Origin of the sequence: Mycobacterium sp., assembly GCF_050701675.1 — a bacterium.
Taxonomy (GTDB): domain Bacteria; phylum Actinomycetota; class Actinomycetes; order Mycobacteriales; family Mycobacteriaceae; genus Mycobacterium.
This window is the reverse complement of the sequence record NZ_JBOGDD010000998.1, coordinates 1-15,847: the sequence shown is the minus strand read 5'-3', so window position 1 is coordinate 15,847 and position 15,847 is coordinate 1. Positions and strand designations below refer to the sequence as shown.

The window sequence follows — 15,847 nt, the reverse complement described above, 5'->3', positions numbered from 1 at the left end:
GTGCGCAACTGATCGCCAGGCACGTACGCGCGGATGCCGCCGTACTCGACACCCCTGCCGACGTGCCGCGTCAGGTGTGAGCCGAGTCGGTCGAGCAGCTCGGTCCGCGGCAACGTGGTGGATTGTGCCGGAGCGACGGGGAATACGAAGACATCGGCCACCTCGACGGCGTCGACCTGCCCCGTCAGCAGCCCGCCCCTCGCCCCGACGCCGACCCGCAGCGTGATGGGATACCGGCCCCACCGTTGCGCGCGGAACACCACCTCGATTCGTCCCGACGACTCCTCGGAGACCTCGAACGACGCGCCGGCGGCCGTGGCGGCCGTGACGTCCACCGGGGCGCCGTCGTTCGCGGTGGCCCACACCGTCAGCCGAACCTCCTCGTCCTCGAAGCAGCGAACCAGGGCTGGTTCGGCATGGACTCGGACGCTGGGCGGCGGCCGCTGCCAGCGCAGCGACACCAGCGCGCCAAGCAACGGTGCCGCGAATGCGACGAGCTGCCAACGGGATCCGATGAGCGCGGCCGCGAGCGCCACCGCGGCGCACGTGGCCAGCGACAGGGCCAGTCGTGAAGCGCGCCACCGCATCTCGACGTCGGCGCTGCCCGCCTCGGTCATGTCGCGCCGCGGGCGCGCGGCACCGGCAGTCGCCGCAGCAGCTCCTCAGCCACGTCGGCCGTCCGCACCTGCCGGACCCACATCTCGGGACGCAGGCTGATGCGGTGTGCCATGGCGGGCACGGCCAATGCCTTGACGTCTTCGGGAATGACGTAGTCACGGCCGGCCAGCAGCGCACGCGCCCGGGAGAGCTGGACCAGATCCAACTCGGCGCGCGGGCTTGCGCCAACGGCGACCTGCGGATGCTGGCGACTCGCGGTCGCCAACGACACCACGTACTGCAGGACGTCCTGGTGCACCGTCACCTGCTCGACCGATTCGCGCATCGCGATGAGCCCGGACGCGTCGACGACGCGCTCGACGGTGGGCTCGTCCGAACCGCGGTCCAGGCGGCGACGCAACATCGCCGCCTCGTCTAGTTCGGAGAGGTACCGGAGCTCGAGCCGGATCGTGAACCGGTCGAGCTGCGCCTCGGGCAGCGGGTAGGTGCCCTCGTACTCGATGGGGTTGTCGGTGGCCAGCACGATGAAGGGCTCCGGCAGTCCGTGGGTGACACCGTCGATGCTGACCTGACGTTCGGCCATTGCCTCGAGCAGTGCCGCCTGCGTCTTCGGCGGAGTCCGGTTGATCTCGTCGGCAAGAAGGAGATTGCTGAAGATCGGCCCTGGCCTGAACTCGAAGCGGCCCGACCGCATGTCGTAGATGGTCGAGCCGAGCAGGTCGGCGGGCAGCAGGTCCGGGGTGAACTGCACGCGCTTGAACTCGAGGCCGAGGGCGGCGGCGAAGCAGCGCGCGATCAGTGTCTTTCCGAGCCCGGGAAGGTCCTCGATGAGTACGTGCCCACGGGCCAGCACCGCGGTGAGGATCAGCGTCAGCGCGGGACGCCTGCCTACGACGACGCGTTGGATCTCGTCGAGCACCGCCTCGCAGTGGGCAGCGGTCGTGGTGACGGTTGGGCTCAAATCTCCTCCAGGCGTTGCAGGACGTCGTCGAGCACCGCGCGCCCGGGCCCCGGTTCTTCCGTGCCGCTGCGCGACACGTTGTCCGGGTCGACCCACGGCCACAGCCGCTCGCCGAACAGCGCCAGCGCCGTGGCGTGAAAGACCCTTGCATCCTTGGCCTTTCGCTGTCCTGTGGCGAGCTCGAACTGCCTCGCGAGCATCGGCCGCAGATACTTGTCCCAGTCCGACCGGTTGGTGTCGGCGCGGGCGATCAGGATCTCGGTCTTCGACCGCCAGCGGCGCAGCGACTCGGCCGGATCGCGGGCGCGGGTTTCGTCGATCGCGGAGCGGGCGTCGCGGACCATCCACCAGCGCACCGTCAGGAGCACGGTCACCGCGGCGGCGGTCCCCACCCACAGCGCCACGCGCCGATCGGGGTGCGACAACGCGAGCAACTGGGCCCCGATGAGCATCACGACGGCCACGATCGTCAGCTTCTTCATGCGTGGCTCCGCATCTCGCCGAGCACGTGCGTGAGGACGGCGACCGCCGCGTCGCGGTGGCCCTCGTGCATGACGTGTGGGCTGAACCGCGCTTCGTCGAACAGGTCGACCAGTTGCGTCGCACTATCGGGGGCAAGGGCGTGGTGCTCGACCGCGCGAGCGAGTACCTCGGATGCGGTGTCGAACTCGCGGGGGGCGGCGTCGGGCAGGAGTGACAGCTCCCGTTCCATGGCCGCGTAGCAGGCGATGATCGCCTTGCGGGGCTCGCGGCTGAGGTCACCCACCTCCGCGAGGCCGACTTCCGCTGCGCGCGCGAGGGATTCGGATCCGGTCTCCGAATCCGGCATGGAGTCGTCGCCCGGCGGAGCGGCAGCGATCGGCGCAAGGCGGCGCTGCCCGTGCGCCGCGACGATCGAGCCCACGACGATGACGACCAGGAATATCACCGTCGCCCCGTAGAAGTAGCCAAGCAGATCGGAGCCAGTGTCCGGCTCCGGTGGTGGCAGGGCGCCCGCCGCGCCGGTGGGCTTCGGTGCCGGGCTTGCCGTCGTCGGGGCGGCACCGGGCGCGCTCGCCCCTTCGGGCCCGGTGCCACCAAGCCTGCCGAGCACCATGGAGAGCAGCAGCCAGCCGAGAATCAGACCGAACGCGATCAATGCGACGCGCCAGGTCGGCCTGCCGCGGTCACCGCGGAGCCAATCCGACCGGCCCGCCACGCGTGGCACGGCGGCGGAACCGTTCCTGAGCCTGCTGATCACCGCGAATGCGACGACGCCGACCGCGGCGGCCAGCAGAATGACGACGACCGCCAACGCCAGCGGGTCGTCGGCCGCGGGCTCCCGCGGGCCGGGTTCCGCCCCGGGAAGGTAGCCGCGCAGGGCGGCGGCGGCCACGAACAACAGCGCGACCAGTCCGGTCGCGGATGCGATCCCCCGTGTCCTCTCCCGAGGCGGCACGTGGCCGACGCTACGCGAGCGGCCCCGTCAGGCGAGGTGTTCGGAGAAGAACGCCAGGATCCGCCGCCAGGCGTCCTCGGCTTCCGGCCGGGAATACGCAAGGCCGGCCACGTTCTCGACGAACCGCAGCGGCCCAGGAGTCGGGAACGCGTTCATGAACGAGTGGCCGACGCCCGGGTACTCCTTGACGTCGTGCGGCACGCCCGCTTCGGTGAGGATGGTCTCGAGCTTGGCGGCCACCCCTGGCAACATGCGGTCGCGCCCGCCGTAGCTGGCCACCATCGGGCACGACCGCTCCAGTGCCGGGTAGTCCGAGTCATTGGGCAGCACTCCGTAATTCGGCGCTGCGGCGTCGAAGACACCGCGCGAGGCGAGGAGCAGACAGAACCCACCGCCCATGCAGAAGCCCGCCGACCCGACCTTGCCGGTGCAGCGGCCGTCGGCGGCCAGGCGCTCGCGCGCCGCGGCGAGGTCGTCGACGGCGACACCGCCGCTGCGGGACAGCGCGCGCAGAGTGCTGACCACGCACCGTGGCCGGAACCCCCGCCGGAACAGCGCGGGTGCGAGGGCCAGGTACCCGGCTTCGGCGAAGCGGTCAGTGATCCGCCTGATATCGGCCGACAGCCCGAACGCGTCGTGGATCACCACGACGCCCGGCCACGGACCAGGCCCGTTCGGCACTGCGAGGTACCCGGGCAGTGGGCCCGCAGGCGCGGGATACGTGATGTCAGGCATCACGCACTACCGCAACGGCGAAGCCGTCCCACCCCTTGGTGCCGACGGTCTGGATCGCTGCGGTGTCGAGCCGCGGGTGCTGGCCCATCATCACGAACATGTCGTGCACGGCGCGAGCCTGGTGGTCGTCGGGCGCGGGCTCGAGCACGCGTCCCATGCGGGCGATGTTGTCGATCACCACCACGGCTCCTGGTTGTGCCATGGCGATCGCCCACTCGACGTAGGCGGGGTTGTTCTCCTTGTCGGCGTCGATGAAGAAGAAGTCGAACGCCTCGCCCCGGTCGGCCAGTTGCGGGAGCGTGTCCAGCGCCGCTCCGACGAGGATCTCGACGCGATCCCCGACACCTGCCCTGTCGAGGTTCTGACGCGCCACGTCGGCGTGGGCCTGCGCGTACTCCAGCGTGACGACCCGCCCGTCGGCGCCGACGCCGCGTGCCAGGGCGATCGTGCTGTAGCCGGCGAGCGTGCCGATCTCCAGCACCCGGGTGGCGTGCGAGATGGTCGCGAGCAGCGTCAGCAGCTTGGCGTGTTGGGCGGACACCTCGATCTTCGGCATGCCCGCGGCGTCGGCGGCCTCCCGAGCGGCGGTCAACGCCGCGTCCTCGGTGTGCAGCAGTCGGCCGAACATGGCGTCAAGGGCGGTGGGATCGGGCTCGCTCACGACCTCCACGGTAGTGGGGCCCGGCCGCCTACGCGACGCCCTCCCTCGCGTACACCACCCGCAGCAGGTAGCCGACCTCGGCGCCCATCACCGCAGATGCCAGCTCGCAGAATGTCGCCACGAACTCGGGACCGTGCGGTGGTTCGGCCTGCGCCACGTGGTGGGCAAGCTCGTGCAGGACTACCAATTCCCTGAGCGCCCAATTCGTTTGACGGTCCGGAACCGCGATGACGGCCGCCTCGGGCGTCCACTCGTAGTGCGCCGCGGTGACCCCTCGCCTGCCTCGCACCCCGACGGGTGTGAGCGCGGGCCAGCGGGCCAGCACCGACGGCAGGGAAAGGACGTCGTCGACGTAGCGCTGCACCGAATCCACCGCGGCGAACCGCCCCTCCGGGGGCAGCGTCAGCTGTGCCCCGAAGAAGTCGACGGAGCGGTTTCCGCGCTCCGCAGCGCGGTCGAAGAGCGTCCGCACGAACTGCTCCGCGGCATACACCTTCGAGCGCTGCGTGTCGCGCGGCACCGTCCGCTACCGGTCCAATGACCGTCGTGCGCTGGACAATTCGGTACTCGGTCCCAGTCGGGCCCGCCGCCCTGCCCTGTCACCGGCCCGGCGAGCCGCCGACGAATAGCCCGCCGAGGCACTGGTGGCACGCCAGGTGCCACGCGCCTTGGATGCCTCCCGGTAGAAGCTCTTCAGCTCGAGGTCCTTGTTGCGCAACGCGATTGCCGTGCCGGGGCGTTGATCGCGACCCGTGGTGGCAGCCTGCCTGGCCTCCTCGCGCGCCTCCCCTAGCCGCTGTCCGACGCGCGACCCGAACGCCAGGTGGAAGTTCAACCGGGCGGTGATGGTCGGAGTGGGCCGATGCTCACCGGTGGCGACGTAGGCATCCGACGCCTTGACCATCTGCACCACCAGGCTGGCGTAGAGCGAGTGCGTCGCGTCGATGTCCTCGGTGAACCCGTAGGCGTACACGAACGTCGAGTTGGACGCGACGTCGCACTTCACGTCGTTGGCCATCGCGATCGCGACGAACAGCTGGACGTAGGTGCGCAGCCCCTTGGATCCTGCCTCGCCGATGGTGACCGTGCGCTGGATGGGGACCTGCGCCGGACTCCGCGTCGCGGCATGCGCCCGCGCCACCGCCAGGTCGATCGACGTGGTGGTCGCGAGCCGTTGGGCGGCCGACATGAACGCTTCGGCTTCGTGGGGGTTGTCGGTGTTCTCGGCTTGGCGCAGTAGGGCGGCGATGCGCGCCAGCATCTTGTCGTCAGACATGCGCGATCCCGCTTCGCTTCTCGCTGTTCGACATGCGGGGATGGCCGCTTCGCTTCTCGCTGTTGGTCATAGGCTCAAGTTAGGGAACCAGTACGACTTTTCCGCGGGCGTGCCCGGTCTGCAGATAGCGGTGCGCCTCGGCCGCCTCGTCGAGTGGATAGGTCCGATCCACGGTCACGTCGAGCTTTCCCCGCGCCGCGAGGTCGATGAGTTCGGGGCGGGAGGCGTCGCGGATCTCCTGACCGCCGTCGGCCTCGGTGAGGACCGCGATGCCCAGCTCGGGCGCCTTGGCGAACCCGGCGATGGTGGCGATGCGACTCCGGTCGGCGACGAGTTCCACCGACGTGAGCAGGGCTTCATCGGTGCCGACCACGTCGAGGGCGGCGTCGACGGTGCCGATCGCACGCACCCGGTCCGCCAGACCTTCGCCGTACGCGACGGGTTCGGCACCGTATCCGCGCAGCTGATCGTGCCGTGCCGGGCTCGCGGTGGCGATGACCTTCGCCCCACGGGCAATCGCGAGTTGCACCGCCATCAGCCCGACGCCGCCGCTGGCTCCGTGGATCAGCACGGTGTCGCCCGTCCCCACCCCGGTCTTGGTCAACAAGTGCCACGCGGTGCCGCCGACGAGGAGCAGCCCAGCGGCTTGCTCGAAGCTCAGCGATTCCGGCTTGTGTCCCACGTCAGCGGCTCGGGCGACGACCCGTTCGGCGTAGCCACCGCTGATACCGGTGGCGATCACTGCGTCGCCGACTGTCAGTGGTCCGGTGTATCCGGCCACCCCCGGTGCGACCGCAACGACGACGCCCGCCGCCTCCAACCCGAGCGGCATCGGCAGCTTGGCGGGATCGCTACCCATGGCGCCGCTGTACAGCTTGTAGTCGAGGGGGTTGGTGCCTGCCGCACGCACCTCGACGAGCACCTCTCCCTCGCCGGGTACGGGCAACTCGATGTCTTGCAGGACTAGGACTTCCGGGCCGCCATAGGCTTCGGCGACAACAGTTTTCGTCACGGGAGGAGTCTAGCCATTACTTGGTGACGAAGGCGTCCAGCGCCGTCACCAGCTGCGGCGCCAGCGGGTCCTGCTTGGCGTAGTTGCCGACGTTGTCGGTCGGGTCGTATCGCAGGACGTGGTTGACGCCCTTGAGTTCGACGACGGTGAGCGCGGTGTGGGCCAGGGCGTCGAAGAGCGGTTTCTCGGCGGTGCACATGCCCTGGATGTCGGAGTCGGAGCAGGTGGCGAGCACGGGCATGGCCGCGGGCAAGCTCGCGGCCATCGCGAGGGGGTCGATCGCGTCGGCCTCGACGACGACCTTCACGTTGGACGGGCTGAGGATGGCGCCCAGGCCCTCGGGAAGCTGGGCCGGCGCCGTGCCCTTGGTGCGGGCCTCGTCGACCGCGGCGTTCCATGCGGTCAGGACCGCGTCGGCCTGCTGCGGCGTCTTGGCCCCCGCCTTGACGTCGGCGTCGAGTCCGCTGCGCACGCGGACGGTGATGATGTCGAGGTACCGGCCCGCCAGTGGCTGAAAGAGGCCGAGCGAGTGGATCCTCGGCGCGTCCGGCGCCGTGTCGGCACCAAGGGAGATGGCATGGACCGTGCCCTCCCCCAGCGCGTAGACGGAGATGCGGACCTTGTCGGTGCCCGGTTGGCCGGCAAGGTATCGCACGGCCGCCTTGGCACCCATGTCGTACACGGCGCTACCGACGTCGCCAGGGCGCAGCGCATACGGGCCGAGGCCCGTCTTGCCCGTTCCTGCCTTGTCGTAGCGCAACGTGGCGATGCCCTTGCCCGACAGGTACTCCGCCAGCTGTCGCATGTTGCCGACCGGCCCGGCCACGGCGTTGTCCCCGTTGCGGTCGGTGTTTCCGCTCTCGGAGATCAGCAGTGCCGCCGGACCGGCAGGGGCGCTCTTGTCGTGCCGGTAGGTGCCGTAGATGGTCAGCCCGTCCGCGGTGAAGGTGACGTCTTCGTCGACCCAACCCTGCGGCTGCGGTGGTGCGGCGTTGTCCTTGCCGCCAGAGTCATTGCCGCCGGACGAGCAGCCCGCGACCACCAGGACGGCGGTCACCAGCAAGAGCAGGTGGCGGCCGATGGCGCTCACAGGTGAACCTCGATCCACGACACCACGTCGTCGAGCACAACGGCGCGTTCAGGCTCGTTGAAGACCTCGTGATAGAGCGCCGGGTACACCTTCAGATTGACGTCGGTGGCGCCGACGCACTCGATCAGGCGGCGGCTGCCCTCGACGGGGATCAACTTGTCCTCCCCACCGTGCACGACGAGCAGCGGCGCCGTCAGGGCGGCCGCGCGCTGCGGCATGGTCTCGCCGACGCTGATCAGTGCCTTGGCGATGCCTGCAGGCAGCTTGCCGTGGTGCACCAGCGGGTCGGCCTCGTAGGCGGCCACTACCTCGGGGTCGCGGGACACCGCGTCGGCGGGAAGATTCTCCACCGGCAGGCCGGGCAGGATGCTGCCGAGGACCTTCGCGACGAGGATCATCACGGACGACACCGCGTCCTGGGCATACACCGCGGGCCCGGACAACACCATTGCGGTGTAGTCGTCGGGATGCTCGACGCCGTAGGTGAAGACGACGCCGCCGCCCATGCTGTGGCCGAGCACCACGCGTCTGAGTTCGGGGTTCGCGGCCGTGGCGATTCCGACCAGGTGGTGGAAGTCGGTGGTGTACTCGGAGATGTTCTTCAGGTAGACGCGCTTGCCGCCGGAACGGCCGTGTCCGCGGAGGTCGATGGCGTACGTGATGAGCCCGCCCTCACCGAAGCGCTGCGCCACGTGGTCGTAGCGGCGGGCGTGCTCGCCGTAGCCGTGGCACAGGATCACCACGCCGGTCGGATCGACGTTCGGCGTCCACACGTCGTACACGATGCGAACCCCGCCGACCCCGTCGAAGCTGCGTTCGCTGCGGGTTGTGGCCATCAGGGGAGAGTAACGGGCGAGGCTGAATGGGTCAGCCCACGACGGTGTCGTCTGTCACACGGTCTGGGTAGTGTCGTCTGGGTGAGCGTGCTTGCCGAAAGCTTCGACTCGAAGGACGCCTTTCTCGCCGACGCACAGCGTTACCGGCGAGAGCTCATGGCGCACTGCTACCGCATGACGGGATCGCTGCACGACGCCGAGGACCTGGTCCAGGAGACGTATCTGCGGGCGTGGAAGTCCTACGAGGGCTTTGAGGGCCGGTCGTCGGTGCGCACCTGGCTTTACCGGATCGCCACCAACACGTGCCTGACCGCTCTCGACGGCCGTCGACGCCGACCGCTTCCCACCGGACTGGGCGCACCCAGCTCCGACCCCACCGCCGACATCGCCGAACACCACGAGATCACCTGGCTCGAGCCCCTGCCCGACACCCCGGGAGAGCATCCCTCGGACCCGTCGGTGATCGTCGCGTCCCGCGACTCGGTGCGGTTGGCGTTCGTCGCGGCGCTGCAGCATCTGTCGCCTCGCCAGCGGGCGGTGCTGGTGTTGCGTGAGGTGCTGCAGTGGAAGGCGGCCGAGGTCGGCGAGGCGATCGGCATCTCGACCGCGGCGGTCAACAGCCTGCTGCAGCGCGCGCGGGCGCAAATCGATGCGGTGCAGCCCAGCCAGGACGACGACATCGCTCCGCCGGAGTCGCCCGAGGCCCAGGATCTGCTCAGTCGCTACATCGCGGCGTTCGAGGCGTACGACATGGACAAGCTCGTCGAGTTGTTCACCGCCGACGCGATCTTCGAGATGCCACCGTTCGACGGCTGGTACCAGGGCCCGGAGAACATCGTCACGCTGTCCAAGACGCACTGCCCCGCCGAAGGAGCGGGCGACATGCGCTTCCTGCGCACCACCGCCAACGGCCAACCCACCGCCGCGCTCTACATGCTCAACCGCGAGACCGGCAAGCACGAGGAGTTTCAGCTGCACGTGCTGGAGATCCGGCCGGGCGGCGTCGGGCACGTCGTCGCGTTCCACGCCGCCGAGGGACTGTTCGAGAAGTTCGGCCTGCCCGCCAGCCTCTAGGTCGATGACGTCCTCGGGCAGTTCGCTCCACGGGAGGTCGGCGAGGTCGGTCACGGCCAACTGCAGGCGTGCCTGGCGAGCCGCCACCTCATCCAGACTGATCGCAGACATTGATCTCGCTCGTCAATGGGCGGGAATCACCGGCAGCGTGACGCTCGATGGGTGGGCAGCGTCGTGCAGGATGGTCTGGGTGGCGATCACGGTGACGGCGCTCTGACCGAACGGCTCGCCGGTGTTGGGATTGGGAGCAAACTGTGGATAGTCGCTGCTGGAGACCTCCAGCCTGATGCGGTCGCCGGCCCGATATTCGTAACTCGTCGGCCAGATCTGGATCTGGTAGGCGATCGGCTGGTTGGGCGGGACCGGTGTCGGATTCGACAGCGAGTCGCGGAAGGACGTTCGCAGGATCCCGTCATTGAGGTTGACGACCTCGCCGTCGGGCTTGACGACAGCGAGTTTTGCGGTGAAATCGGTGTCAGGAGCTGATGATTCGGCCCAGAGATTGACCGTCGTCGATCCGGTCACCTCGGTGTCGCGTGGCAATGGGGCACTGGTGTAGACGAGGACGTCGGAGCGCTGTTCGACCGGGGTCTGGTCATAGGGTCCCTGCGGACCGGACTGGGCGCCGCAGCAGGAATGCCCGCCGAGGCTCGGCGCGGGGAAGCGCGGATCGTAGGTGTAGACGTCGGGTGGATCAGTGGCGGGCGGGGCATCGCCCAACTGACCCTTGCGGTCGGCGATGCCAGCCGATCCGGACAGGAAGTACGTCGTCGGATGTGTCTGCGGCAGTGGCCAACCCGTCGCGGTCTTCCAGACGTTGGCGCCCATCAGGAAGTAGTCCACCCGGGGCGTGCCCGCCCATTCCTTGCCGTCGGCTCCCTTGGTCGAGCCCTTCAGGAAGTGGTCATACCAGTCGAGCATCAATTCGTTGATCGGGCTATTCGCCACGGCGCCAATGGCTTTGAGCATCGGTGCGGGTTCAGAGTCCGGCCGACCCCAGTCGACGTGATCCCACGGCCCGATCACCAGGCGTTGGTTGTTGCGGGCGCTTTCGTTCGCGCCGTGGGCGACCATGCCCGCGAAGTTCTCCACACCGCCCGCGAGGAAGGCGTCGTACCAGCCCTCGAAGTGCAGCACCGGCACCGTGACCGAGGGATAGCGGTCGCGGATGCTGAACTGCCGCCAGAAGGCGTCGCGCGTCGAGTGGCGGATCCAGTCGAAGTACCAGGGCGCCACGGCCGGGTTGCCCGGTTGCATCGGTGGCAGGTCCTTGAACGGACGGAAGTCCATCCATCGGGTGGGATCGTTTGCGGCGGCAGCGAGTTCGTGCACCGTCGCTTCGTCATTGCGGTTCTTTGCGGCAGTCGTGGCGATCGACTCCATCGCCCACGGCAGCACGAACGCCAATCGGAACTCACCGCCTTCGTAGGTCCACCCGTCGTAGTAGTCCGATGCCGTGTTCGCCGGCACGATGGTGACGAGGTGCGGAGGAGCGGTGACCGCGGCCAACCATTGCGTCGCGCCCACATACGACGACCCGTACATCCCGACCTTGCCGCTGGAACCCGGCAGCGCCGCCGCCCATTCGACGGAGTCGTAGCCGTCGGACTGGTCGTGGGTGAACTCGCTGAACGTGCCTGCGGACGCACCTTGGCCGCGGATGTCCTGCACGACGACGAGGTAGCAGTGCGAGGCGAACCAGTCCGGCGACTGGTAGCGGGTTCCCGACTGCGCGCCGTCCTTCCCGTACTGGGTGCGCATCAGGATCACCGGCACGCTGTCGGAGGTCTTCGGCCTGTAGACGTCCGCTCGCAGGATCGTGCCGTCGCGCATGGTGGCGGGCACGTCGACCTGTTTGGTCACACCGCACGGACCCCGGCCCGGGTCCGGCGGCCACGGACCGCTCGCGGTGCTCGCGCGGTCCTCCGAGCAGCCACTCAGCGCCACGGTCAGGGCCGTCGCGACCGCAGCCAGTCGAACCGCAACGGGGCGCACTCGCTCACGCTAGCCCGGCCACCTGGGATCGATCGGTGAAACGTCGGACCAATGATCGACGCCACCCACGGGCCGATGGATGGCAAGAACATTCGCGATGCCGTCACGTTCGACGAGAAGGATTGGTAGCCAAGCGCGGCGGCGCTACTTGGGCGGCATCCGGATACCACCGTCGACGCGCACGACCTCGGCGTTCATGTACGAGTTGGTGATCAGCTCGATCACCATCGAGGCCAATTCCTCGGGCTTGCCAAGGCGGTGCGGGAACAACACCGACTCACCCAGCTTGGCCTTGAACGCCTCCGACGCCTCGCCCTCGCCGTAGATCGGGGTGTCGATGAGGCCCGGCGCCACGGTGTTGACGCGGATGCCCACCGCGGACAGGTCGCGGGCGACCGGCAGGGTCAGGCCGACGACACCGCCCTTGGACGACGAGTAGGCCGCCTGTCCGATCTGGCCGTCGAAGGCCGCGACACTGGTCATGTTGACGATCGCGCCGCGCTCACCGGTGTCGGTGAACTCGTTGCGGCTCATCGCGGTGGCCGCCAACCGGATGCAGTCGAAGGTGCCGACCAAGTTGATGGCGAGCACCTTCTTGTAGGCGTCGAGGTTGTGCGCCGAGGCGAACTCACCGTCCTTGCCGATGGTGCGCTGGGCCCAACCGATGCCCGCCGAGTTGACCAGCGCCCGCAGCGGCCCGAGATCGACTGCCGTGTTGACGGCGTCTTCGATCTGCTCGGTGTTGGTCACGTCGACGTTGACGAACACGCCGCCGATCTCGTGTGCGAGCTCCTGCCCGCGTTCCGCATTCAGGTCGGCGACGACGACCCTGGCTCCCTTGTCGGCCAGCTGGCGGGCAGATGCCGCACCGATACCCGACGCGCCCCCGGTGACGATTGCACTAGCTCCGTTGATGTCCACGCCGACAGATTAAGCCGACCCCGTCAGTGCTCCCGCAACCGCTCCAGCACCAGCGACGTCCAGTGGTCCAATGCGCGGAGTTCGGCAGGCCCGAGGCCGTCGAATACAACGTCGCGCACCAGGTCGACGTGTCCCTGCGCGGACGATGCCAGTGCCGAACGCCCCGCGTCGGTCAGCTCCACGGTGGCGCCGCGGCGGTCGTCGTCGGCGCCATGGCGTCCGACGAGACCCCTGGAGCGCATCCGCCTGAGCTGATGTGAGAGTCGGCTCTGTTCCCAGCCCAACCGGTCACCGAGTTCATTGACCCGGCACGCATCGCGCTCGTCGAGCGTGACCAGCACGTCGTAGTCGGCGAGCGAGAGCCCACAGTCGCGCTGCAGCTGACGGTTCATCTCCGTCTGGAGCTTGGCGCTCATCGCCAGGTAGTTGCGCCACACCCGCTGCTGGTCTTCGGACAGCCACATGGAATATATGACACATCATTTAAGTTGTCGTGTCCAGTGACAGCAACCTAGGCTGGCAATGATCTCGCAAGGAGCTCTACGAAATGACCAACACCGACATCGTCGACGTCCGGCGCGCTGCAGACCGGTCTGCCACCAAGATCTCTTGGCTGGATTCCAAGCACTCGTTCTCCTTCGGCGGCAACTACGACCCCGCCAACACCCATCACGGACTGCTGCTGGTCAACAACGACGACGTGGTGAAGCCGGGCAAGGGCTTTGACACCCACCCGCACCGCGACATGGAGATCGTCACCTGGGTACTGCGCGGATCGCTGGTGCACCAGGACTCGACGGGCCATTCCGGAGTCATCTATCCCGGTCTGGCGCAACGGATGTCGGCGGGCCGCGGCATCATGCACTCGGAGAAGAACGACTCGTGGACCTTGACGGGTGAGGGCTCGCACTCCGAACCCGTGCACTTCGTCCAGATGTGGGTGGTGCCCGACGAGGCAGGCATCACGCCCGGCTACCAGCAGCTCGAGATCGACGACGAGTCGTTGCGCGGCAAGTTGGTGACCATCGCCTCCGGCATGCCCGAGCACGCCGGTGACGCCGCCATCACCATCAGCAACAAGTACGCCGCACTGCGCGGTGCGCGGCTGGAGCCCGGCGACAGCGTGGAGTTGCCGCAGGCGCCGTATCTGCACCTGTTCGTCCCACGTGGTGAGGTCGCACTTGAAGGCGCTGGCCCACTGCACGAAGGCGACGCCGTGCGATTCACGGCATCCGGTGGCCAACGGGTCACCGCGACGGAACCATCCGAAATCCTGGTCTGGGAGATGCATGCGAGTTTGGCTGCAGCGTAAGTCATTCGGCGTCATCGGCGTCGTCCTTCTGTTGGCGGGGTGCTCATCGAGCACCCCGCCGACGTCGGACCCCACCACCCGGGCACCCGGCGACGCCGGCCTCGCCGAGGTGACTGTCCAGGTCCCTGACGACTTCACGGCGGTGCCGTTCGACGAGCCACGAAAGGCGCTGGTGCCCAAGGGCTGGACGATGTCGGTGTGGGCGCGGGTGCCAAAGCCGCGCCTGATGGCGTGGGCCCCCGACGGCGACCTGCTGGTGTCGGTACCCAGTGCCGGGCAGGTCATCCGGGTGCAACCCACGGGCGGCGGCCCTCAGCTGCAGCTGTTGATCGGGGGCATGAACCAGCCCCATGGTTTGGCCTTCGCCGGTTCGACGCTGTACATCGCCGAGAGCGACCAGATCGATGCATTCGACTACGCCGACGGCGAGGCCACGCACCCGCGCATTGCGGCGGGCGGACTGCCCGACACGCAAAGCCCCGACCTGGGCGGCGCGTACGCCCACGCCCTGAAGAGCGTGGCGGTGGGTCCAGATGGCGCCGTGTACTTCTCGATCGGCTCAACGGGCAACGTCTCCGCCGAGGACCGCACCGCGAACCCGCAGCGGGCCACGATCATGCGGATTCCTCCCGGCGGCGGACCGTTTCAACCATTCGTGACCGGCGTTCGCAATGGCACGGGCCTGGCATTCGCACCCGACGGCACGCTGTGGACGGCGGTCAACAACCGCGACAACGTCGCAGTCCCGGACCAGGGCTCGTCCTTCGGCCAGGTGATCCCCGAGTACGTCAACGACCACCCACCCGAATCGGTTGCGAAGTTGACCCCTGGACGCGAATTGGGCTGGCCCTATTGCAATCCCGACGGCGGACCGGCGAACCTGACCCTGATCCGCGACGTCCAGACCAACCCGGACGGCAGCAAGCTCGACTGCGCGGTCCTGCCACCGATCGAGCAGAGCCTCGGCGCGCACTCCGCTCCACTCGGTCTGAGCTTCGTCGACGGGGTGCTCCCCGCGCCCTACGACCACGGCGCCCTGGTCGGCGTGCACGGATCGTGGAACCGTCAGCCACCGCGTGCCCCCGAGGTGTCATTCCTTCCTTGGCGCAATGGCGGTCTCGGCGACCAGCAGACCCTCGTCGGCGGCTTCCAGGCTGCGGACGGATCACGCTGGGGCAGGCCGGTGGCCGCGGTGACAGGGCCCGACGGAGCGGTCTACATCACCGATGACGCCGCCGACGCCATCTATCGGCTGGCGCCGCCGGGGCACTGACCTACACCCCACCCCCCGTTGTCGGTTGCTCGTGGCAAACGCTCTCGGACACAACGCAATTCGGCCGAGGCTCAATTGTGATGCAGATGAGACCAAAGTTGTCCGTGAGTTTGCTGTGATTACAGGTACCTGATCACTCACCTGTTCTCCGAAGGGGCCAAACGTGCCGAGTCCTGCCCCGAGGCTCTGGCGACTCGTCGCTACCGGCTCCACCCTGATGTTGGCTGCGGTCCTCGGATCGTTGTCTGGGGCCCCGGCCGCGCGCGCCGCGGACGGCCGCGAACTGCTCGCAAGCGCGATCGCCAACACGCGCGGCTCATACCTCGTCTACAACTTCGGCGGCGGCAACCCAGCGCCAATGCTCAACGCGGGCGGCAGCTGGTACGAGATGGGCGGCGGCGGTCACCTGATGATCATCAAGTCGGCCTCGCAGCGGCTGACACCGCGGCTGCTCGTCGACTCCCATCGCGGCTATCAAGCTCGCTGCGAACAGGATTCACGCGCGCGGACGGCCGAGGGACTCTGGCAGGCGTCTGAGACCTTCACCCCGATCCAGGCCTGGCAAGCGCTCGGCAAGCCGACCATTGCGATCAACGCCAACTTCTTCGACATCCGGGGCCAGAAGGGCGGCTCCTGGAAGTCGAC

At 68.4% G+C, this 15,847-nt stretch carries 16 protein-coding genes and 2 pseudogenes; 4 read left to right on the top strand and 14 right to left on the bottom strand.

The window, feature by feature from the left end; all coding sequences use genetic code 11:
* The 11 genes and pseudogenes from ACRDUX_RS30375 to ACRDUX_RS30325 form a co-directional block, all read right to left on the bottom strand.
* Positions 1-617, bottom strand: a pseudogene (locus ACRDUX_RS30375) (DUF58 domain-containing protein); the annotation flags it as partial.
* The gene (locus ACRDUX_RS30370) at positions 614-1,579 is read right to left on the bottom strand and encodes an AAA family ATPase (protein ID WP_526419463.1); all 966 of its coding nucleotides are present in this window, start codon (positions 1,577-1,579) and stop codon (positions 614-616) included. The gene ACRDUX_RS30370 and the pseudogene ACRDUX_RS30375, both read right to left, overlap by 4 nt.
* Positions 1,576-2,061 (bottom strand): hypothetical protein, encoded by a 486-nt coding sequence (locus tag ACRDUX_RS30365; protein ID WP_526419462.1) that lies wholly within the window; start codon positions 2,059-2,061, stop codon positions 1,576-1,578. Before ACRDUX_RS30365 ends, ACRDUX_RS30370 begins: the two co-directional genes overlap by 4 nt.
* The gene (locus ACRDUX_RS30360) at positions 2,058-3,017 is read right to left on the bottom strand and encodes a DUF4129 domain-containing protein (RefSeq protein ID WP_526419460.1); all 960 of its coding nucleotides are present in this window, start codon (positions 3,015-3,017) and stop codon (positions 2,058-2,060) included. Before ACRDUX_RS30360 ends, ACRDUX_RS30365 begins: the two co-directional genes overlap by 4 nt.
* A gap of 27 nt (positions 3,018-3,044) precedes the next feature.
* Positions 3,045-3,752 (bottom strand): dienelactone hydrolase family protein, encoded by a 708-nt coding sequence (locus tag ACRDUX_RS30355; protein WP_526419458.1) that lies wholly within the window; start codon positions 3,750-3,752, stop codon positions 3,045-3,047.
* Positions 3,745-4,380 (bottom strand): O-methyltransferase, encoded by a 636-nt coding sequence (locus tag ACRDUX_RS30350; protein WP_526419471.1) that lies wholly within the window; start codon positions 4,378-4,380, stop codon positions 3,745-3,747. The genes ACRDUX_RS30355 and ACRDUX_RS30350 overlap by 8 nt, the downstream gene beginning before the upstream one ends.
* A 61-nt stretch (positions 4,381-4,441) precedes the next feature.
* The gene (locus ACRDUX_RS30345) at positions 4,442-4,933 is read right to left on the bottom strand and encodes a TIGR04338 family metallohydrolase (protein WP_526419456.1); all 492 of its coding nucleotides are present in this window, start codon (positions 4,931-4,933) and stop codon (positions 4,442-4,444) included.
* Positions 4,934-4,939: 6 nt separating this feature from the next.
* Positions 4,940-5,689, bottom strand: coding sequence for a DUF2786 domain-containing protein (locus ACRDUX_RS30340; RefSeq protein WP_526419454.1), 750 nt, complete (start codon positions 5,687-5,689; stop codon positions 4,940-4,942).
* 79 nt (positions 5,690-5,768) lie between these two features.
* The gene (locus ACRDUX_RS30335) at positions 5,769-6,701 is read right to left on the bottom strand and encodes an NADP-dependent oxidoreductase (RefSeq protein WP_526419452.1); all 933 of its coding nucleotides are present in this window, start codon (positions 6,699-6,701) and stop codon (positions 5,769-5,771) included.
* Between the two features lie 16 nt (positions 6,702-6,717).
* Complete coding sequence (locus ACRDUX_RS30330; protein ID WP_526419450.1) at positions 6,718-7,791, bottom strand: alpha/beta hydrolase family protein; 1,074 nt, start codon at positions 7,789-7,791, stop codon at positions 6,718-6,720.
* The gene (locus tag ACRDUX_RS30325) at positions 7,788-8,627 is read right to left on the bottom strand and encodes an alpha/beta hydrolase (protein WP_526419448.1); all 840 of its coding nucleotides are present in this window, start codon (positions 8,625-8,627) and stop codon (positions 7,788-7,790) included. Before ACRDUX_RS30325 ends, ACRDUX_RS30330 begins: the two co-directional genes overlap by 4 nt.
* 51 nt (positions 8,628-8,678) lie before the next feature.
* Here ACRDUX_RS30325 and ACRDUX_RS30320 point away from each other — a divergent pair, with 51 nt between their 5' ends.
* The gene (locus tag ACRDUX_RS30320) at positions 8,679-9,701 is read left to right on the top strand and encodes an RNA polymerase subunit sigma-70 (RefSeq protein WP_526419469.1); all 1,023 of its coding nucleotides are present in this window, start codon (positions 8,679-8,681) and stop codon (positions 9,699-9,701) included.
* 123 nt (positions 9,702-9,824) lie between these two features.
* Here ACRDUX_RS30320 and ACRDUX_RS30315 read toward each other — a convergent pair whose 3' ends face one another.
* The 3 genes from ACRDUX_RS30315 to ACRDUX_RS30305 form a co-directional block, all read right to left on the bottom strand.
* Positions 9,825-11,534 (bottom strand): CocE/NonD family hydrolase, encoded by a 1,710-nt coding sequence (locus ACRDUX_RS30315; protein ID WP_526419467.1) that lies wholly within the window; start codon positions 11,532-11,534, stop codon positions 9,825-9,827.
* A gap of 306 nt (positions 11,535-11,840) precedes the next feature.
* On the bottom strand, positions 11,841-12,617 hold the full coding sequence (locus ACRDUX_RS30310) for an SDR family NAD(P)-dependent oxidoreductase (protein ID WP_526419446.1): 777 nt from the start codon (positions 12,615-12,617) through the stop codon (positions 11,841-11,843).
* A gap of 23 nt (positions 12,618-12,640) precedes the next feature.
* Positions 12,641-13,090 carry a MarR family winged helix-turn-helix transcriptional regulator gene (locus ACRDUX_RS30305; RefSeq protein WP_526419465.1) on the bottom strand — a complete coding sequence of 150 codons (450 nt, stop codon included), beginning with the start codon at positions 13,088-13,090 and terminating at the stop codon, positions 12,641-12,643.
* 74 nt (positions 13,091-13,164) lie between these two features.
* On the opposite strand from ACRDUX_RS30305, the gene ACRDUX_RS30300 reads away from it, so the two are divergent.
* From ACRDUX_RS30300 to ACRDUX_RS30290, 3 genes and pseudogenes are all read left to right on the top strand, one after another.
* Positions 13,165-13,929, top strand: coding sequence for a pirin family protein (locus tag ACRDUX_RS30300; RefSeq protein WP_526419444.1), 765 nt, complete (start codon positions 13,165-13,167; stop codon positions 13,927-13,929).
* On the top strand, positions 13,907-15,202 hold the full coding sequence (locus ACRDUX_RS30295) for a PQQ-dependent sugar dehydrogenase (protein ID WP_526419442.1): 1,296 nt from the start codon (positions 13,907-13,909) through the stop codon (positions 15,200-15,202). Before ACRDUX_RS30300 ends, ACRDUX_RS30295 begins: the two co-directional genes overlap by 23 nt.
* Positions 15,203-15,419: 217 nt before the next feature.
* Positions 15,420-15,847 (top strand): annotated as a pseudogene (locus ACRDUX_RS30290) (phosphodiester glycosidase family protein); the annotation flags it as partial.